Source organism: Citrobacter sp. Marseille-Q3906, assembly GCF_916618775.1.
In the GTDB taxonomy this organism is placed as follows: Bacteria; Pseudomonadota; Gammaproteobacteria; order Enterobacterales; family Enterobacteriaceae; genus Citrobacter; species Citrobacter murliniae.
The window spans coordinates 1,170,866-1,189,959 of the sequence record NZ_CAKAKA010000002.1; the positions used below are offsets into that span (position 1 = coordinate 1,170,866).

21 protein-coding genes and 1 other annotated feature are annotated in these 19,094 nt (G+C 50.7%); of the genes, 15 read left to right on the plus strand and 6 right to left on the minus strand.

From position 1 onward, the window contains the following. A complete protein-coding gene (gene pfkB / locus LG384_RS09905; RefSeq protein ID WP_045442107.1) occupies positions 1 to 930 on the minus strand; it encodes a 6-phosphofructokinase II in 930 nt (309 codons plus the stop codon). 287 nt (positions 931 to 1,217) lie between these two features. Here pfkB and LG384_RS09910 point away from each other — a divergent pair, with 287 nt between their 5' ends. Beyond that, complete coding sequence (locus tag LG384_RS09910) at positions 1,218 to 1,976, plus strand: YdiY family protein (RefSeq protein WP_225760837.1); 759 nt, start codon at positions 1,218 to 1,220, stop codon at positions 1,974 to 1,976. A 132-nt stretch (positions 1,977 to 2,108) separates the two neighbouring features. Here LG384_RS09910 and yniD read toward each other — a convergent pair whose 3' ends face one another. Continuing rightward, positions 2,109 to 2,216 carry a small membrane protein YniD gene (gene yniD, locus LG384_RS09915; protein WP_136345516.1) on the minus strand — a complete coding sequence of 36 codons (108 nt, stop codon included), beginning with the start codon at positions 2,214 to 2,216 and terminating at the stop codon, positions 2,109 to 2,111. Positions 2,217 to 2,521: 305 nt separating this feature from the next. Here yniD and thrS point away from each other — a divergent pair, with 305 nt between their 5' ends. From thrS to selO, 14 genes are all read left to right on the plus strand, one after another. Beyond that, on the plus strand, positions 2,522 to 4,450 hold the full coding sequence (gene thrS, locus LG384_RS09920) for a threonine--tRNA ligase (RefSeq protein WP_045442112.1): 1,929 nt from the start codon (positions 2,522 to 2,524) through the stop codon (positions 4,448 to 4,450). A gap of 3 nt (positions 4,451 to 4,453) precedes the next feature. After that, on the plus strand, positions 4,454 to 4,996 hold the full coding sequence (gene infC, locus LG384_RS09925) for a translation initiation factor IF-3 (protein ID WP_071828920.1): 543 nt from the start codon (positions 4,454 to 4,456) through the stop codon (positions 4,994 to 4,996). A gap of 96 nt (positions 4,997 to 5,092) precedes the next feature. Continuing rightward, a complete protein-coding gene (gene rpmI, locus LG384_RS09930) occupies positions 5,093 to 5,290 on the plus strand; it encodes a 50S ribosomal protein L35 (protein ID WP_003030583.1) in 198 nt (65 codons plus the stop codon). 55 nt (positions 5,291 to 5,345) lie between these two features. Continuing rightward, complete coding sequence (rplT, locus tag LG384_RS09935) at positions 5,346 to 5,702, plus strand: 50S ribosomal protein L20 (RefSeq protein WP_045442118.1); 357 nt, start codon at positions 5,346 to 5,348, stop codon at positions 5,700 to 5,702. Between the two features lie 120 nt (positions 5,703 to 5,822). Further along, positions 5,823 to 5,947, plus strand: a sequence feature (Phe leader region). Beyond that, the gene (pheM, locus tag LG384_RS09940; RefSeq protein WP_001386830.1) at positions 5,828 to 5,872 is read left to right on the plus strand and encodes a pheST operon leader peptide PheM; all 45 of its coding nucleotides are present in this window, start codon (positions 5,828 to 5,830) and stop codon (positions 5,870 to 5,872) included. (Overlaps the previous feature by 45 nt.) Before the next feature lie 165 nt (positions 5,948 to 6,112). Beyond that, positions 6,113 to 7,096 (plus strand): phenylalanine--tRNA ligase subunit alpha, encoded by a 984-nt coding sequence (gene pheS, locus LG384_RS09945; protein ID WP_045442121.1) that lies wholly within the window; start codon positions 6,113 to 6,115, stop codon positions 7,094 to 7,096. Between the two features lie 15 nt (positions 7,097 to 7,111). Then, a complete protein-coding gene (gene pheT / locus LG384_RS09950) occupies positions 7,112 to 9,499 on the plus strand; it encodes a phenylalanine--tRNA ligase subunit beta (protein WP_200042161.1) in 2,388 nt (795 codons plus the stop codon). Positions 9,500 to 9,503: 4 nt separating this feature from the next. Then, positions 9,504 to 9,803 carry an integration host factor subunit alpha gene (gene ihfA, locus LG384_RS09955; RefSeq protein WP_003030571.1) on the plus strand — a complete coding sequence of 100 codons (300 nt, stop codon included), beginning with the start codon at positions 9,504 to 9,506 and terminating at the stop codon, positions 9,801 to 9,803. A gap of 222 nt (positions 9,804 to 10,025) precedes the next feature. Then, positions 10,026 to 11,006, plus strand: a complete 981-nt coding sequence (gene btuC / locus LG384_RS09960) for a vitamin B12 ABC transporter permease BtuC (RefSeq protein WP_045442126.1) — start codon at positions 10,026 to 10,028, stop codon at positions 11,004 to 11,006. Between the two features lie 74 nt (positions 11,007 to 11,080). Next, positions 11,081 to 11,632 (plus strand): glutathione peroxidase, encoded by a 552-nt coding sequence (locus LG384_RS09965; protein ID WP_048221591.1) that lies wholly within the window; start codon positions 11,081 to 11,083, stop codon positions 11,630 to 11,632. Beyond that, positions 11,632 to 12,381, plus strand: coding sequence for a vitamin B12 ABC transporter ATP-binding protein BtuD (gene btuD, locus LG384_RS09970; protein WP_225760838.1), 750 nt, complete (start codon positions 11,632 to 11,634; stop codon positions 12,379 to 12,381). Before LG384_RS09965 ends, btuD begins: the two co-directional genes overlap by 1 nt. Before the next feature lie 77 nt (positions 12,382 to 12,458). After that, positions 12,459 to 12,923, plus strand: a complete 465-nt coding sequence (locus LG384_RS09975) for a C40 family peptidase (protein ID WP_045442137.1) — start codon at positions 12,459 to 12,461, stop codon at positions 12,921 to 12,923. Positions 12,924 to 13,239: 316 nt separating this feature from the next. Next, positions 13,240 to 13,953, plus strand: a complete 714-nt coding sequence (locus tag LG384_RS09980) for an EAL domain-containing protein (RefSeq protein ID WP_225760839.1) — start codon at positions 13,240 to 13,242, stop codon at positions 13,951 to 13,953. A 61-nt stretch (positions 13,954 to 14,014) separates the two neighbouring features. After that, positions 14,015 to 15,457, plus strand: coding sequence for a protein adenylyltransferase SelO (gene selO / locus LG384_RS09985; protein ID WP_225760840.1), 1,443 nt, complete (start codon positions 14,015 to 14,017; stop codon positions 15,455 to 15,457). On the opposite strand, the gene LG384_RS09990 is transcribed toward selO, so the two are convergent. Genes LG384_RS09990 through chuS form a run of 4 tightly spaced genes read right to left on the minus strand, consistent with a single transcriptional unit; the run spans position 15,454 to position 19,067 of the window. After that, a complete protein-coding gene (locus LG384_RS09990; RefSeq protein WP_225760841.1) occupies positions 15,454 to 16,233 on the minus strand; it encodes a heme ABC transporter ATP-binding protein in 780 nt (259 codons plus the stop codon). The two genes, selO and LG384_RS09990, sit on opposite strands and share 4 nt — an antisense overlap. Further along, on the minus strand, positions 16,226 to 17,218 hold the full coding sequence (locus LG384_RS09995; RefSeq protein ID WP_045442149.1) for an iron ABC transporter permease: 993 nt from the start codon (positions 17,216 to 17,218) through the stop codon (positions 16,226 to 16,228). Before LG384_RS09995 ends, LG384_RS09990 begins: the two co-directional genes overlap by 8 nt. Continuing rightward, positions 17,218 to 18,039, minus strand: a complete 822-nt coding sequence (locus LG384_RS10000) for a hemin ABC transporter substrate-binding protein (protein WP_225760842.1) — start codon at positions 18,037 to 18,039, stop codon at positions 17,218 to 17,220. Before LG384_RS10000 ends, LG384_RS09995 begins: the two co-directional genes overlap by 1 nt. Beyond that, complete coding sequence (chuS, locus tag LG384_RS10005) at positions 18,036 to 19,067, minus strand: hemin-degrading factor (RefSeq protein ID WP_225760843.1); 1,032 nt, start codon at positions 19,065 to 19,067, stop codon at positions 18,036 to 18,038. Before chuS ends, LG384_RS10000 begins: the two co-directional genes overlap by 4 nt. Positions 19,068 to 19,094 lie beyond the last annotated feature (27 nt).

The following is a 19,094-nucleotide window of genomic DNA, read 5'->3' on the forward strand; positions in this document are numbered from 1 at the left end:
TCATTGAGAAAGATACGAATATATTTTTTGCGCATCGTTTAAAGAGCACAGTCGTGTGCCCTGATTTAGCGTCGCTGCGCTGCCTGCAGCTACGCCAAAACGAACAATATCCTCAAATGGCGCGTTTTCAGCCAGTTTAAGCGTCATGGCGCCGACCATACTGTCGCCCGCGCCAACGGTACTTTGACTTTTCACCGGAGGCGGAACCACCTGAACGCAGGTTTCACGATCAACGCCTAATGCCCCTTGTGGGCCAAGAGAGACCACTACGCGATGGGCTTTACCACTTTGCACTATTTCCTGTGCGGCTTTACGGACATCATCAGGCTGCGTGAGTTCACGATTAACCAGGGCGCTCAGTTCTTTAAGATTGGGTTTGACCAGTTCGATATTGCCAATAGCTAACGCCGCTGTTAGTGCGTCACCGGAGCTATCAATGATGCAACGGATACCCTGCTTTTGTGCCGTGGTGACCAGTCGGGTTAATTTCTCAAGTTTTACACCGGGGGGCAGGCTACCGCTAATGACCAGTAGCGCACCTGATTCAATTTCCAGTACCTGATCCTGAAGCTGGTGAAATTCGTCATCAGTGAGCGCAGCGCCGGGCATAACAAAACGATATTGTTCGCCGCTGGACTCCACATGGACATGAAGATTTTGTCGGGTCCAGTCTTTGGCTTCTATCGTCGATACTGGAACATTTTCATCAGCGAGTAACGACACCAGGTGTTCACCAGTGGCGCCGCCTGCCGGGAAAATCGCTGTTGCGCTACCGCCAAGATGCGCGATGGCGCGAGCCACATTGATGCCGCCACCACCAGGTTCAAAAACTGGTGAGGTGCAGCGAAGTTTACCTTCGGGGTAGATTTGTGGGGTGATTGTTGCGCTATCGAGAGAGGGCGCGAGTGTTAACGTATAGATACGTACCATCTTTACCTCCTGTTAGGCTGACCTCAGTCTGGCACTTAACGTCACGAAAGTGAAGCAATTAACAACATGATTTATCGCATCTTTATTTAAAATTATCCCTCTATTTATATATAAATAAAATTATGGTTTAAGAACGCTCTTATTCAAAAAATGAAATAAGAATATATTGCTATGTTATTCGAGTCTTTTTATAATTTGTTACCTTTCCTGGGTCTTTTGTCATTGATCCATATGAAAGTTTCCGAGACCGTAATGGTCTCTTTTTTTGTTGTACGGACTCTTTATAAATGAAGCTTTTGAAGACAGTACCCGCAGCATTCGTGCTGACGGGGTGCGTGTTTGCGTCAATGCATGCCGCCGCCGATGATTCCGTTTTTACTGTCATGGATGACCCTTCCAGCGCGAAAAAACCTTTTGAAGGTAACCTGAACGCGGGATACCTCGCCCAGTCAGGCAACACAAAAAGTTCTTCTTTAACTGCAGATACCACCATGACCTGGTACGGTGAAACCACGGCGTGGTCTCTGTGGGGAAATGCCAGCAATACCTCCTCGAATGATGAGCGATCTTCGGAGAAATATGCCGCGGGCGGTCGTAGCCGTTTCAACATGACCGACTATGATTACTTGTTTGGGCAGGCGAGCTGGCTGACAGACCGTTATAACGGCTATCATGAGCGTGACGTGCTGACCGCAGGTTATGGTCGTCAGTTCCTCAGTGGACCGGTGCACAGCTTCCGTTTTGAATTTGGTCCTGGCGTACGCTATGACGAGCACACTGATGGTAAGACTGAAACTCAGCCGTTGGGTTATGCGTCTGGCGCCTATGCGTGGCAGATGACGGACAACACCAAGTTTACTCAGGGTGTATCGGTGTTTGGTGCTGATGATACAACGCTCAACTCTGAATCAGCCTTAAATGTTGCTATCAATGAACACTTCGGGTTGAAGGTGGCTTATAACGTTACCTGGAACTCTGAACCGCCGGCAACAGCGCCGGAACATACCGATCGTCGTACAACTGTTTCTCTCGGCTATCATATGTAGTAATAGGCCAGGTCAATTAAATGACCTGGCTTTTCTTTTTATTATTGAGCGTAATGACTCTTTAAATATACTTTCTACTTTAACTTATAAAAAAATGAAAACGCCTGGCGAATGTCAGTAACGTTTTTCAAACTAGCCCCAAATTATTGCCGCCCAGCGTAACATCAACATTGCCGCACAAATTACGAGCAATACCACAACCATTTTCCAGTGTTTTTTTGCAGAGCGATTTGTTGGCATGGTTCTTTTCCTGCTCAGATCAGACTATTACTACACAGTGTAACAAAGGCCGCAGGTCGTCAGTGAATTGATTTAAATCATAGATGGCGCGTTGATTGCTGCTTTGAACGACTCGCAATGCCGTGTACACTGTCAGACGGTGTTATCAAAAAGCGGGTGTAGGTTACGTTGTTGCCAGTCCGGTGATACGTGACATATTTCGCAGAGTGAAGCGGGAATCAGCCCACACCTTTTTGGTAATTTTAAATATTGAAACTTTGTATGTGATCTTACGTGTGGGTCACCACTGCAAATAAGGATATAACATGCCTGTTATTACTCTTCCTGATGGCAGCCAACGCCATTACGACCACGCTGTAAGCCCCATGGATGTTGCGCTGGACATCGGTCCAGGTCTGGCGAAAGCCACCATCGCAGGCCGTGTAAATGGTGAACTGGTTGATGCTTCCGATCTGATTGAACATGATGCGAAGCTCTCTATCATCACCGCTAAGGATGAAGAAGGTCTGGAGATCATTCGTCACTCCTGTGCGCACCTGTTAGGGCACGCGATCAAACAACTCTGGCCGCACACCAAAATGGCGATCGGACCGGTTGTTGACAACGGTTTTTACTACGATATCGATCTTGACCGTACGTTAACTCAGGAAGACGTCGACGCGCTCGAAAAGCGGATGCACGAGCTCGCTGAGAAGAACTACGATGTCATTAAGAAGAAAGTCAGCTGGTACGAAGCGCGTGAAACGTTCGTGAAGCGTGGCGAGACCTACAAAGTCTCTATTCTTGATGAAAACATCGCCCATGATGACAAGCCAGGCTTGTACCATCATGAAGAATATGTCGATATGTGCCGTGGCCCGCACGTGCCAAATATGCGTTTCTGCCATCACTTTAAACTGATGAAGACCGCTGGGGCGTACTGGCGCGGTGATAGCAACAACAAGATGCTGCAGCGTATTTATGGTACTGCATGGGCAGATAAAAAAGCCCTGAGCGCCTACCTGCAACGTCTGGAAGAAGCGGCCAAACGCGACCACCGTAAAATTGGTAAGCAGCTTGACCTGTATCATATGCAGGAAGAAGCACCGGGTATGGTGTTCTGGCATAACGATGGTTGGACTATTTTCCGTGAACTGGAAGTCTTTGTTCGTTCGAAACTGAAAGAATACCAGTATCAGGAAGTTAAAGGTCCGTTTATGATGGACCGTGTACTGTGGGAAAAAACAGGACACTGGGACAACTACAAAGATGCGATGTTCACTACCTCTTCTGAGAACCGTGAATACTGCATCAAGCCAATGAACTGCCCAGGTCATGTACAGATCTTCAATCAAGGTCTGAAATCCTATCGTGACCTGCCGCTGCGTATGGCTGAGTTTGGTAGCTGCCACCGTAACGAACCATCTGGTGCGCTGCACGGTCTGATGCGTGTACGTGGTTTCACGCAGGATGATGCACACATCTTCTGTACTGAAGAGCAGATCCGTGATGAAGTTAACGCCTGCATCCGTATGGTCTACGATATGTATAGCACTTTTGGCTTCGAGAAAATCGTCGTCAAACTGTCCACTCGCCCCGAAAAACGTATCGGTAGCGATGAAATGTGGGACCGTGCTGAAGCGGACTTAGCCGTTGCGCTGGAAGAAAACAACATCCCGTTTGAATATCAACTGGGTGAGGGCGCATTCTACGGTCCGAAAATTGAATTTACCCTGTATGACTGCCTCGATCGTGCATGGCAGTGCGGTACTGTACAGCTGGACTTCTCCCTGCCGTCCCGTCTGAGCGCCTCTTATGTTGGCGAAAACAACGAGCGTCAGGTGCCGGTTATGATTCACCGCGCAATTCTTGGGTCGATGGAACGTTTTATCGGTATCCTGACTGAAGAGTTCGCTGGCTTCTTCCCGACCTGGCTTGCGCCAGTTCAGGTTGTGGTCATGAACATTACCGATTCGCAGTCTGAATACGTTAACGAATTAACGCAGAAACTACAAAATGCGGGTATTCGTGTAAAAGCAGACTTGAGAAATGAGAAGATAGGCTTTAAAATCCGCGAGCACACTTTACGTCGTGTCCCTTACATGTTGGTCTGTGGCGACAAAGAGGTAGAAGCCGGCAAAGTTGCCGTGCGTACCCGTCGTGGCAAAGACTTGGGCAGCCTGGACGTAAATGAAGTTATCGAGAAGCTGCAACAAGAGATTCGCAGCCGCAGTCTTCAACAACTGGAGGAATAAGGTATTAAAGGCGGAAAACGAGTTCAAACGGCACGTCCGAATCGTATCAATGGCGAGATTCGCGCCCTGGAAGTTCGCTTAACAGGTCTGGAAGGCGAAGCTTTGGGTATTGTGAGTCTGAGAGAAGCTATCGAAAAAGCTGAAGAAGCTGGAGTAGATTTAGTTGAAATCAGCCCTAACGCCGAACCGCCAGTTTGTCGTATTATGGACTACGGCAAGTTCCTTTATGAAAAGAGTAAGTCTTCTAAGGAACAGAAGAAAAAGCAAAAAGTTATCCAGGTTAAGGAAATTAAATTCCGTCCTGGCACCGACGATGGCGATTACCAGGTAAAACTCCGCAGCCTGGTACGCTTTCTGGAAGATGGCGATAAGGCTAAGATCACGCTGCGTTTCCGCGGTCGTGAGATGGCCCACCAACAGATCGGTATGGAAGTGCTGACGCGCGTCCGTGACGATCTGAGTGAACTGGCAGTAGTCGAATCCTTCCCTACGAAGATCGAAGGCCGCCAGATGATCATGGTGCTCGCTCCTAAGAAGAAACAGTAAGGCCTTCAAGTAGCAATGTCTGTGGAGCCTACGGGTTCCACAGCCGTTGTTCGCCTACGTTTCGTTTATTAACAATGCGAAGTGGAAGTTATTAAAATGCCGAAAATTAAGACCGTACGCGGTGCTGCTAAGCGCTTCAAAAAAACCGGTGGTGGTGGATTTAAGCGTAAGCACGCAAACCTGCGTCATATTCTGACCAAAAAATCTACTAAGCGTAAACGTCACCTGCGTCCAAAAGGCCTCGTTTCTAAAGGCGATCTGGGTCTGGTTATCGCGTGCCTGCCGTACGCATAAGCCGTTAACGTTTAATTAATTTTTTTACTAAGAATATAGATACAGGAGAGCACATATGGCTCGCGTAAAACGTGGTGTAGTTGCCCGTGCACGTCACAAGAAAATTTTGAAACAAGCTAAAGGCTACTACGGTGCGCGTTCTCGCGTATACCGCGTTGCCTTCCAGGCTGTTATCAAAGCTGGTCAGTACGCTTATCGTGACCGTCGTCAGAAAAAGCGTCAGTTCCGTCAACTGTGGATTGCGCGTATCAACGCAGCAGCACGTCAGAACGGTATTTCTTACAGCAAATTCATCAACGGCCTGAAAAAAGCCTCTGTTGAAATCGACCGTAAGATCCTGGCTGACATCGCAGTATTCGACAAAGTAGCGTTCTCCGCTCTGGTCGAAAAAGCGAAAGCAGCTCTGGCATAAGCCGGTGAAAAGAGGGAGCCTGGCTCCCTCTCTTTTATTTGTAATCCAATCAATTGGTTGACAATTTACCCGTAAGCCTTTTCAATAAAGGTTGTACGGTTTTTACCACACAAGGTAACGCAAGCATGAATGCTGCTATTTTCCGCTTCTTTTTTTACTTTAGCACCTGATTCCAGGAGGCTAGCGCGTGAAAGAAGAAACGGAAAACAGCGCCTAAAAGCCTCCCTGGTGGAGGCTTTTTTTATACACGTCATCCTTCATGCTGCCTTTGCGTTGGCTGCATTCGTTTACCTCAGTCACGTACCTATGTACGCTTCTGAGGATTTGCTCTCTTGCAGCCTTGATGCAAGTTGAATGATTTTGTGTATATACGTGCGACTAATGAATATCGCCACATAACGAGGAAAACCATGTCACATCTCGCAGAGCTGGTTGCCAGTGCAACGGCCGCCATAAACCAGGCTTCAGATGTTGCCGCGTTAGACAATGTCCGCGTCGAATATTTGGGCAAGAAAGGGCATCTGACCCTTCAAATGACTACCCTGCGCGAACTGCCGCCAGAAGAGCGTCCGGCAGCAGGTGCGGTTATCAACGAAGCAAAAGAACAAGTACAGCAGGCGCTAAACGCGCGTAAAGCTGATTTAGAAAATGCAGCGCTGAATGCACGTCTGGCTGAAGAAACCATCGATATCTCCCTTCCAGGGCGTCGTATCGAAAACGGCGGGCTGCACCCGGTAACGCGTACTATTGATCGTATTGAAAGTTTCTTCGGTGAGCTGGGCTTTACCGTGGCGACGGGGCCGGAAATCGAAGACGACTATCATAACTTCGATGCCCTGAATATTCCTGGCCATCACCCGGCGCGCGCTGATCACGACACTTTCTGGTTTGACGCCACGCGTCTGCTGCGTACCCAGACCTCTGGCGTGCAGATCCGTACCATGAAAGAAAAACAGCCACCAATCCGTATTATCGCCCCGGGCCGAGTGTATCGTAACGACTACGATCAGACGCACACGCCAATGTTCCATCAGATGGAAGGGCTGATTGTTGATACCAATATTAACTTCACCAACCTGAAAGGTACGCTGCACGATTTCCTGCGTAACTTCTTTGAAGAGGATCTTCAGGTTCGTTTCCGTCCGTCCTACTTCCCGTTCACGGAGCCTTCTGCGGAAGTCGATGTAATGGGTAAAAACGGCAAATGGCTGGAAGTGCTGGGTTGCGGTATGGTCCACCCGAATGTGCTGCGTAATGTGGGCATTGATCCGGAGATTTACTCTGGTTTTGCATTTGGCATGGGTATGGAACGTCTGACCATGCTGCGTTACGGCGTAACCGATCTGCGTTCTTTCTTTGAAAACGATCTGCGTTTCCTCAAACAGTTTAAATAAAGGCAGGATAAAACAATGAAATTCAGTGAACTGTGGTTACGCGAATGGGTTAACCCGGCGATTGATAGCGATGCGTTGTCAAACCAAATCACTATGGCTGGTCTGGAAGTCGATGGCGTTGACGCCGTCGCTGGTGAATTTAACGGCGTTGTCGTTGGTGAAGTAGTTGAGTGCGGTCAGCACCCTAACGCAGATAAACTGCGCGTCACAAAGGTGAATGTAGGCGGTGAGCGTCTGCTTGATATCGTCTGTGGCGCACCTAACTGCCGCCAGGGGCTGAAAGTCGCGGTGGCTACTATTGGCGCCGTTTTGCCGGGTGATTTCAAAATCAAAGCCGCGAAGCTGCGTGGTGAACCGTCAGAAGGGATGTTGTGCTCTTTCTCTGAGCTGGGTATTTCTGACGATCATAACGGTATTATCGAGCTGCCTGCGGATGCACCGATTGGTACTGATATCCGTGAATACCTGAAGCTTGATGATAACACTATCGAAATTAGCGTAACGCCGAACCGTGCAGACTGCTTAGGCATCATCGGTGTGGCGCGTGATGTCGCTGTACTGAACAAAGCTCCTCTGGTAGAGCCAGAAATCGCGCCGGTTGCTGCAACCATTAACGACACACTGCCAATTACCGTCGAAGCTGTTGAAGCGTGCCCACGCTATCTTGGCCGTGTGGTAAAAGGCATTAACGTTAAAGCGCCAACGCCGTTGTGGATGAAAGAGAAACTGCGCCGTTGCGGGATCCGTTCCATTGATGCCGTGGTTGATGTAACCAACTATGTGCTGCTTGAACTGGGTCAGCCGATGCACGCATTCGACAAAGATCGCATCGAGGGCGGAATTGTTGTGCGTATGGCAAAAGAGGGGGAAACCCTGGTATTGCTGGACGGCTCCGAAGCGAAACTGAATGCGGATACGCTGGTCATCGCTGACCACAATAAAGCGCTGGCAATGGGTGGTATTTTTGGTGGTGAACACTCTGGCGTGAATGACGAAACGCAAAACGTTCTGCTGGAATGTGCGTTTTTCAGCCCGCTGTCAATTACCGGTCGAGCACGTCGTCACGGTCTGCACACCGATGCCTCTCACCGCTATGAGCGTGGTGTTGATCCGGCACTGCAGTACAAAGCGATGGAGCGTGCTACGCGCCTGCTGATTGATATTTGCGGTGGGGAAGCTGGTCCGGTTATCGATGTTACAAACGAATCCACTCTGCCAGAGCGTGCAACCATTACTCTGCGTCGTAGCAAACTGGATCGTCTGATCGGACACCATATTGCTGATGAGCAGGTGAGCGATATTCTGCGTCGTCTGGGCTGTGAAGTGACAGAGGGTCAGGATGAGTGGAAAGCGGTAGCGCCGAGCTGGCGTTTCGATATTTCAATCGAAGAAGACCTGGTCGAAGAAATTGCTCGCGTATACGGTTATGACAATATCCCGAATATGCCAATTCAGGCGGGTCTGGTCATGGGTACACACCGCGAAGCGGATTTATCCCTGAAACGTGTTAAAACCATGTTGAATGACAAAGGCTACCAGGAAGTTATCACCTATAGCTTTGTTGATCCGAAAATCCAGTCACTGCTGCACCCAGGCGAAGAAGCACTACTGCTGCCAAGCCCAATCTCTATTGATATGTCGGCAATGCGTCTGTCGCTGTGGACGGGGCTGCTGTCAACGGTAGTTTATAACCAGAATCGCCAGCAGAACCGCGTACGTATTTTCGAAACGGGTTTACGTTTTGTTCCCGATACACAAGCTAACCTGGGGATCCGTCAGGATCTGATGCTGGCAGGCGTTATCTGCGGTAACCGCTATGATGAACACTGGAACCTGGCAAAAGAGACCGTTGATTTCTATGATCTAAAAGGTGATCTGGAAGCGGTTCTCGACCTGACCGGCAAGTTGGGTGACATTCAGTTTAAAGCTGAAGCCAATCCAGCGCTGCATCCGGGTCAGTCTGCGGCGATTTATCTGAAAGGTGAACGTATTGGTTTCATTGGGGTTGTTCATCCTGAGCTGGAACGTAAACTGGATCTGAACGGTCGCACTCTGGTGTTTGAACTGGAGTGGAATAAGCTCGCAGACCGCGTGGTGCCTCAAGCGCGTGAAATTTCTCGCTTCCCGGCGAACCGCCGTGACATCGCAGTCGTTGTGGCAGAAAACGTTCCCGCTGCGGATATTTTATCCGAATGTAAGAAAGTTGGCGTAAATCAGGTAGTTGGCGTAAACTTGTTTGACGTGTACCGCGGTAAGGGTGTTGCGGAGGGTTATAAGAGCCTCGCTATCAGCCTGATCCTTCAGGATACCAGCCGTACACTTGAAGAAGAGGAGATTGCCGCTACCGTTGCCAAATGTGTAGAGGCATTAAAAGAGCGATTCCAGGCATCATTGAGGGATTGAACCTATGGCGCTTACAAAAGCTGAAATGTCAGAATATCTGTTTGATAAGCTTGGGCTTAGCAAGCGGGATGCCAAAGAACTGGTCGAGCTGTTTTTCGAAGAGATCCGTCGTGCTCTGGAAAATGGTGAGCAGGTAAAACTCTCTGGTTTTGGTAACTTCGATCTGCGTGATAAGAATCAACGTCCGGGCCGTAACCCGAAAACGGGCGAAGATATTCCCATTACAGCACGGCGCGTGGTGACCTTCAGACCCGGGCAGAAGTTAAAGAGTCGGGTCGAAAACGCAACGCCCAAAGAAGAGTAATTTAACTATACGCTAGATTATTTGTGCTGCATCGCGGTGACAGGTGAGGAAACCCCGGAAGCATAGCGTGCTATGTGATCGGGGGGCTGAACGTAGCTACCAAAGAAGCGGCATAAAGGATGACGCGTATAACTAAAAAGGCCGCTATGCGGCCTTTTTCCTTTCCACTGCCGAATCGGCACCGTAGAATCATCCCCATCTTTTTTCAGCAGAATGGAAAACATGCTGACTTTCGCTCATCAACAACAGCGACGAAATGTGCGCTGGATACTGTCTCTGTCAGTACTGATGTTGCTGGCAACAATTCTAAGCTTGTGCGCAGGAGAACAATGGATCGCTCCCGGCGATTGGTTTAGCGCTCGTGGCGATTTGTTTGTCTGGCAGATTCGACTTCCTCGCACGCTCGCTGTTTTACTGGTAGGTGCTGCGCTGGCGCTATCCGGCGCGGTGATGCAGGCGCTATTTGAAAACCCGCTCGCGGAGCCAGGCTTACTGGGTGTGTCTAACGGTGCAGGGGTTGGGCTAATTGCTGCGGTGTTACTGGGGCAGGGGCAGCTTCCTGGATGGGCATTGGGCTTATGTGCGATTGCGGGGGCGTTGATTATCACGCTCATTCTTCTGCGTTTTGCCCGTCGTCATCTGTCCACCAGTCGTCTGCTGCTTGCGGGCGTGGCGCTGGGTATTATCTGTAGTGCACTGATGACATGGGCTATCTACTTTTCCACCTCTTTTGACCTGCGCCAGCTCATGTACTGGATGATGGGGGGCTTCGGCGGCGTAGACTGGCAACAGACCTGGCTGATGATTGCATTGCTCCCTGTTTTGCTGTGGATTTGCTGTCAGTCGCAGCCAATGAATATGCTGGCGCTGGGCGAGACTTCTGCGCGACAACTGGGACTGCCTTTATGGTTCTGGCGTAACCTGCTGGTGGTCGCGACAGGCTGGATGGTGGGTGTCAGCGTGGCGCTTGCCGGCGCGATTGGTTTTATCGGGCTTGTCATCCCTCATATTCTGCGACTGTGTGGGCTGACCGATCACCGTGTTTTACTGCCTGGCTGCGCGCTGGCAGGGGCGATAGCGTTACTGCTAGCGGATGTTGTTGCTCGTTTGGTGCTGGCTTCAGCCGAGCTGCCTATCGGCGTAGTGACAGCCACCATGGGGGCGCCTGTTTTCATCTGGCTATTGTTAAAGTCCGGGCGCTAGAATGCCCCAGTTCGGTCTATGATTAAAAACTGAAAATTGAACGCTTACTATCCACCTGTTGTTCTGGAGAGGCTATGCAAAATACTATTTTCAATACAGAAGTGACGACCATCGATGGGGAAGTTATCACATTGCAGGCGTATGCCGGAAAAGTGTTATTAATTGTCAATGTTGCTTCGAAATGTGGATTAACGCCGCAGTATGAGCAACTGGAGAATCTCCAGAAAGCCTGGCATGAACAGGGATTCACCGTACTGGGTTTTCCCTGCAATCAGTTTCTTGGGCAGGAGCCTGGCAGCGAAGAAGAAATTAAGACCTGGTGCACGACCACGTGGGGCGTTACTTTCCCAATGTTCAGTAAGATCGACGTCAATGGCAAAGCGCGCCATCCGCTGTATCAGAAGCTGATTGACGCTATACCGACAGCTACTGCACCTGCTGACAGCAGTTTTTTGGCGCGTATGGTGAGTAAAGGCCGCGCTCTGCTCCACCCGGGCGATGTCCTGTGGAATTTTGAGAAGTTTTTAGTCGGGCGAGATGGACAGGTGCTGCACCGTTTTTCACCGGATATGAAGCCTGATGATCCGGTCCTTGTGCAAAGTATTAAGACGGCGCTGGCAAAATAATGTCTCTATTGATGCAGCTACAGGATGTGGCGGAATCGACCCGGCTCGGCCCACTATCCGGTGAAGTAAGAGCGGGGGAGATCCTGCACTTAGTGGGGCCAAACGGTGCAGGTAAGAGCACGTTATTGGCGCGTATGGCGGGTTTAACCAGTGGAGAGGGAACCATCACCTTTGGTGATATGGCGCTTGATGACTGGCCCGCAGCAAAACTGGCGCGATACCGCGCTTATCTTGCGCAGCAACAAAACCCGCCGTTTGCGATGCCGGTCTGGCATTTTCTGACGCTGCATCAGCCCGACAAATCGCGTACTGACCAGTTACAAGAGATAGCAGATGCGCTTGGACTGGGAGATAAGTTAGGACGCGGTGTTAACCAGCTTTCAGGTGGTGAATGGCAGCGCGTGCGTCTTGCAGCGGTTATCCTGCAAATTTGCCCACAGGCTAATCCGCATGGTCAGCTTTTGCTGTTAGATGAACCGATGAACAGCCTGGATGTCGCGCAACAAAACGCGCTGGACAGGCTATTGGGGCAGCTTTGTCGGCAGGGGATAGCGATTGTAATGAGTAGCCATGACCTTAATCATACATTACGTCATGCGCATAAGGCCTGGTTACTCAAGCGAGGGAAGCTGCTGGCCAGCGGCTCTCGCGATGTGGTGCTGACGCCTTCCAACCTGTCTCGGGCTTATGGCGTAAACTTCCGTCGTTTGGATATTGAAGGCCACAGAATGCTCATATCAACCACTTAAGTTAAATGGGTTCTTGAAAACCACATAATTTCCACGCTAAATTGGCACAAAAATAAAAATCAGAGGATTCGTCCTGAATGCGTTTTTGGCTCATTTTCATCACAGCACTGTTTTTAGCAGGGTGTAGCAGCCATCGCGCTCCTGCGCCAAATGCCCGATTGTCGGATTCTATCGCCGTCATCGCTGGTCTTAACGACCAGCTACAAACCTGGCATGGAACACCCTATCGTTATGGCGGCATGAGCCGCAGCGGTGTGGATTGCTCTGGATTTGTACTGATGACGATGCGCGACAAATTCGATTTACAACTGCCACGCGATACACGCACACAATCGAAGATTGGTACGGAAATCGATAAAGATGAATTGCTGCCTGGCGATCTGGTTTTCTTTAAAACCGGCTCGGGAGAAAGTGGTCTGCATGTCGGTATTTATGACACCAATAATCAATTTATTCATGCGTCAACCAGTCGTGGGGTGATGCGTTCGTCACTTGATAATGTCTACTGGCGTAAAAACTTTTGGCAGGCACGACGTATTTAATCTCAAGGATGATGAGGCTACCGGCGAGTGAGTAGCCTCACCATCATCATTTAAAAGCTAACTTTCATTTATGACTTCCAATCAGCAATAACCTTGCGCAACAAGAGTGTATTTTACTAAAAATATGATTTATGGCGAGTTATTAAAAAGTACAAAACTGGATATTCGTTTATAATCAGGATAAGCTAAAAAAAAGGATTCGATTTACTGGCTAAAAGGGAAAAATGAAAGGGCCTCTATTTGCATCTGAAATGACGTATTTTTCCATCCTTTGCTACAGGATGCCGGATAACACCCATGCTGCGGGGCTGGCACAATGATTGTTTCACTGGATAATATTTATCATTCTGAGTTCTCTTTTCTTCCTGCGAGAAGCGAAAATGGCGACCTTGAGTTCGTCGATATCATCACAAATTTTGTCAGCCAGGATGGGGTCGTACACATGCCAACTGAGCTGGTCTTACCTCGTTTGTCGGATGATGAACAATGCCGTTTATTTGCCGAAAAACTTGAATTAATCGAAACGTGCCAACACTTTTTTATTCAGCGCGGAATTTCTGCCTGGATTAATTTAACACCGGCAGTTGCTAATTCTTTATTATCAGATACGGAATATGCATCACGTGTTGAACGATTTTCATTTCTTGAACTGGCGATTAATGAAAGTTATCCAGAGTTAAACAACGGAAAAGAAAATCCAACACTGGCAGCATTAGCTACGCGCTTTCCATTAATACTGACAAATTTTGGCGCCGGAGGCATATCAACACGGGCCATTTTTGATGGTCTTTTTAAACGAGTTGTGCTGGATAAAAACTTTGTGCAACAACGGATTGCGCATATTTCGTTTGAGCCGTTTATGCGAGCTATCCTGGCGCAAATATCCCCAAGTTGTGAATCAATCATTATTAGCGGGATTGATTCGCAGGAGATGCTGACGCGAGTATTGCCTCTCGGGTTTAACGCCATGCAGGGCGCACTGTGGCCTGCAGTATCTCCCGCGAAGATAATCTCGCTGGTGAAGGAATAACCCTGTTCTTTGCTGGTGTTTAACAGACCATTAACAGTCTACACTAGTGACAGGAGGCCCTATGACCCTGTCTTTTACCACCCGCTGGCGTGATGAATTACCAGCAACCTATACCGCACTTTTACCCACCCCTTTGAGAAATGCGCGCGTAATCTGGCATAACGATGTGCTGGCTGAACAATTAGGCATTTCTGCAGACTTGTTTGATATTCCAGATGGCTCTGGCGTTTGGGGGGGAGAGTCGCTTTTTGCCGGCATGTCGCCTTTAGCACAGGTTTACAGCGGGCATCAGTTTGGTGTTTGGGCCGGCCAACTTGGCGACGGACGCGGGATCCTTCTCGGCGAACAGCAGCTCGCAGATGGTTCAATACTTGACTGGCACCTCAAGGGCGCCGGGTTGACGCCATATTCCCGCATGGGTGATGGACGCGCAGTGCTACGTTCTACGATTCGGGAAAGTCTGGCCAGCGAAGCGATGCACTATCTTGGGATACCGACTACACGAGCGCTGTCTATTGTTACCAGTGACACGCCGGTACAGCGAGAAACCACGGAAGCGGGCGCGATGCTCATTCGTGTGGCACAAAGCCATATGCGCTTTGGTCATTTTGAACACTTTTACTATCGTCGTGAACCGGAAAAAGTCCGCCAGTTGGCAGACTTTGCTATTCGCCACTATTGGTCGCAATGGCAGGATGAATCAGACTGTTATCAACTGTGGTTTCAGGACGTCGTCACGCGTACCGCGACGTTGATCGCTGACTGGCAAACAGTGGGATTCGCGCATGGGGTGATGAACACCGACAACATGTCGATTCTGGGGCTGACGATGGATTACGGTCCGTTTGGTTTTCTGGATGACTATGTGCCTGACTACATCTGTAACCACTCCGATCATCAGGGGCGATACAGTTTCGACAATCAACCGGCGGCAGCTCTGTGGAATTTACAGCGTCTGGCACAAACCCTGTCGCCTTTTATCCCGGTCGATGCGCTAAACGATGCGCTGGATAGCTATCAATTGGCGCTGCTCACACGTTACGGGCAACGGATGCGGCAAAAACTGGGCTTCTTTAGCGAGCAAAAAAACGATAACGAGCTGCTTAGCGAACTGTTTAGTTTGATGGCGCGTGAAGGAAGCGACTATACGCGAACGTTTCGTATGCTAAGCCAGACGGAGCAGCACAGCGCATCATCTCTACTGAGAGATGAGTTTATCGATCGCGCCGCATTTGATGACTGGTTCGCACGCTATCGGTCGCGTTTGCAACAGGATAATGTTGATGACGATATCAGACAGGCGCAGATGAAAGCGGCTAACCCGGCACTGGTTTTACGTAACTGGCTGGCGCAGAGGGCAATCAGCCTGGCAGAGAAGGGGGATTACACAGAGTTGCACCAATTACACCTTGCTCTACGTACTCCCTTTGACGATCGTAATGATGATTATGTCAGCCGTCCACCTGACTGGGGTAAACGGCTGGAAGTGAGTTGTTCAAGCTAAGGTGTGAGAAAAACGTGGGGAGAATCGTTGGCCGGGTGCTGGCCAACATGAATTTGGGCGCCGTACCAGCGCATCAAATCATCGGCCTGCAATACGGCGTCTGGTGCCCCCTGCGAAACAATATTACCGTTATGGAGCAACACGATTCGGTCAGCCCACAGGGCTGCAAGGTTGAGGTCGTGAAGTACGATACAAACATGCAGATCGCCCTGAATTGCCAGTGTCTTCAGCAGCCTCAGCAGATGCTGTTGGTGGTAGAGATCCAATGCTGAAGTGGGTTCATCAAGGAATAACCAGCCACGTGGCGCGCCGTTACGCCATAGCTGCGCCAGTGCACGCGCAAGCTGGACGCGCTGCTGCTCACCACCAGATAGCGCGGTGTAGTGTCTACCGGCCAGCGTTAAACAACCGGTCATTTCCATCACCTGGGCGATAAGTGCAGGTTCGGGCTGTTGGGTCCAGGGGGCACGCCCCATGGCAATAACGGCTTCTACCTGCCAGTCGAATCCTACCTGTGTTTGCTGACGCATGACCGCGCGCTGGCGCGACAGCGCTTGTGTACTCCAGTCACCAAGCACTCTCCCGTCCAGTAAACAACGCCCGGCATCGGGTTTAAGAAATCCGGTCAACAGTCGTAGCAAAGTCGATTTTCCTGCGCCGTTAGGCCCGATCAGCGCGACCAGTTCGCCCCTGGCGAGGTTGAGCGAAACGTCGCGAATAACCGTTCGGCCAGCAACGTGATAGCTCAGCCCTTCGGCAGTTAAATATTCAGCCATGCGGCCCTCTCTGACGAAAAATAAGCCACAGAAACCAGGGCGCACCGAGAATACTGGTTAACAGACCGACCGGCATCTCAGCAGGCGCAACGGCAGTGCGGGCGAGGGTATCAGCAATCAGCAGCAAAAAAGCGCCAGCCAGGACAGAGCCGGGGATCACGGCGCGATGATCCGGACCGAGCCACATACGCAGTAAATGCGGAATAACCAGTCCGATAAATCCAATCACACCGCTAACCGCCACTGCGGCGGCAACTAACAGTGCGCTGCAGAGCAGCAAAATACGCTGAACCATGCGCACATCGACGCCGAGATAGTGAGCTTCCTCTTCCCCCAACTGCAGCAGGTTCAGCGCCGGGGCCAAACGCCAGATGACCAGTACAGTCGGCAGCATTAGCGATGCTACCGCCAGCAGAGTAGACCACTGCGCGGAGCCCAGGCTGCCCATTCCCCATAGCGATAGCTGGCGCAGTTGGGCATCATTGCTGACCCACGACAAAACGCCCACTGCGGATCCACAAAGTGCATTGATGGCAATACCGACCAGCAACAGACGCGACAGCGAACTGTCACGTTGTTGGCTGAGGATAAAAATCACCACCGTTGCAGCGAGCGCACCGAGAAACGCCGCCAACATTGGCGCATACAGCATCAGCAGAGCGGGCAACGTGATCGGCAATACCACCCACAATGCGACGGCGCAGGCAGCACCGCTGCTGATCCCCAGCAATCCTGGATCGGCAAGTGGGTTACGAAATAGCCCCTGCATCACACAACCCGCCAGAGCCAGCGAACCGCCAATCACTAGCGCCAGCAGTACGCGGGGAAGTCGAATGGTTAGCCAGATTTGACGCAGGGCATCATCGCCATCGCGCCAGAAAAGACTCACCGGCAGACGCAACGCGCCAAAACCGGTAGCCAGAACTGTCGTCAATGCCAGCGTAAAAGCCAGTATCCACAGAGAGCAGGTGATATGCCGTGACATCAGGGCAATTGCTCCGCTTTGGTACGAAGTTGCTGGATTGCCTGCGGAGTGCGGACGCTGAAGCCCAGCAATGCCATATCGTCAATCTGTAACACCTGTTTATTGCGACCAGCCGGTGTTTGCGCAAGTCCCGGTAGCGACCACAGGTTAGCTTCTCCGCCCATTGCCTTGACGCCATCCTGCGAGATCACCACCAGATCTGGCTGGCTGGCGATTACACCTTCTTGCGACAGTGGCTGGTAGCGGTTGAACCCCTGCATCGCGTTTTGCAAACCAGCGGCACGGATGGCAGTGTCAGCTCCGGTTTGTTGCCCGGCGGCCATCGCGGTCATCCCACCGTGATTGAGAATGAACAGTACGCGTTTATTGAGTGTCGATGATGGCAGCATCGCCAGTTCCTGACGCAAGGTTTGACGCAGCGCTTCGCCTTGTGACTCGCGATGTGTAGCCTGCGCAATTACCTGAACTTTCTCATCAATCACGCTCAGTTCGTTACTTGCAGGCACCGTGACAACACGGACTTTGCTTTGCCCGACCTGTTTAAGCACCAGAGACGGCTGTGCCTGCGCGCTGGCAAGGACCAGCGTTGGGCGAGTTGCAAGGATCCCTTCGGCGTTGAGTTGGCGTAAATAACCCACATCAGGTAATGCGGTTGCTTCTTCAGGCCATTGGCTGGTGCTGTCTCGTGCAACGAGGGATGACTGTGCACCCAGCGCATACACAATCTCAGTGACATCGCCGCCAAGAGAAACTATTTTTTCCTCGGGTGTAGCCAGCGCCGCCGCAGGCAGGAGTGCAATCAGGACGAGCAGTTTTTTCATGCGGCCAGCCCTTTTGGCGTTAATGCGTCAATTTGCGCACGCCATTGCTTCTGCTCTGGTTCGCCTTCTGTACGCTGACCATAGAGCTGAGCGATTTGCGTCCCGTCTGCGGCAAACAGTTCCAGACTGGTCACGTGGCCATCCGCAGTGGGTTTGCGCGTTACCCAGGTTTCTGCAATGGTCTCTTCCAGCAGATGCAGGGTAAAGGTTGGATTGAAAATATTCAGCCAGCCTTTCATTGGCACCAGTTTTTCTACAACACCGGTAAAAATCTGCACGCAGCCGCGGTTGCCAACAAATACCATAATTTCGTTACCATCCTGACGTGCTGTTTCCAGCAGTTGTGCCAGTGCCCCATTGGTGACTTTACAGGCCAGATCGTCGCCCACCAGGCTAAATGCCTGTTGACGCGTAAGGTTGTGACGTTTCAACAAGCCGAAGAACTGATGCACATCGGTCATGGTGCGCCACTCTTTATCAACGGTTTCAGCGTCTACGGTAACCGCGGCAGGGGCAGCATTCTCAATGGATTGCAACTCCAGCGGCGGGTTTTCGGCGAAGATGAAGCGGGTCAGCAGCGAGCCCCATTCCGCGACGTCGGTATTCTCCGTGGTGTAGACTTTTAACAGCGCATCACCCTGATTATCAAAAAATTGAATGCTCTGGCGCTCTCCGCGGGCGGTCGCTTCGCTGATATGAAACGCACTTGCCCACTGGTTCAGAAACAACCGCAGGTCGAGGGCGCGGGGATTCAGCACCAGTCCGGCATGTCCATTAAGGTGCTGATTGGTGAATGCGCCAACTTGCTCATGAACGGCGTATTCGTTACGGCAGATACATTTAGTTTCCCCTACGGCTTCCAGTGCGCCCAGGATCTCGCGTACTTCGCCACGTAAACGCCATGCGTCATGACCGACGCGTGCAAAGGTCAGCTCAGCTTCACTGATGTTCATCAGACCCGCGATGTCACGCGCATATTTTCCAGGATTTTCTTTTTTCAGTTCCAGCCAGCGTGTGTAATGATTCATTGCCTCTTCCTTCCAGATTGCTGCCCC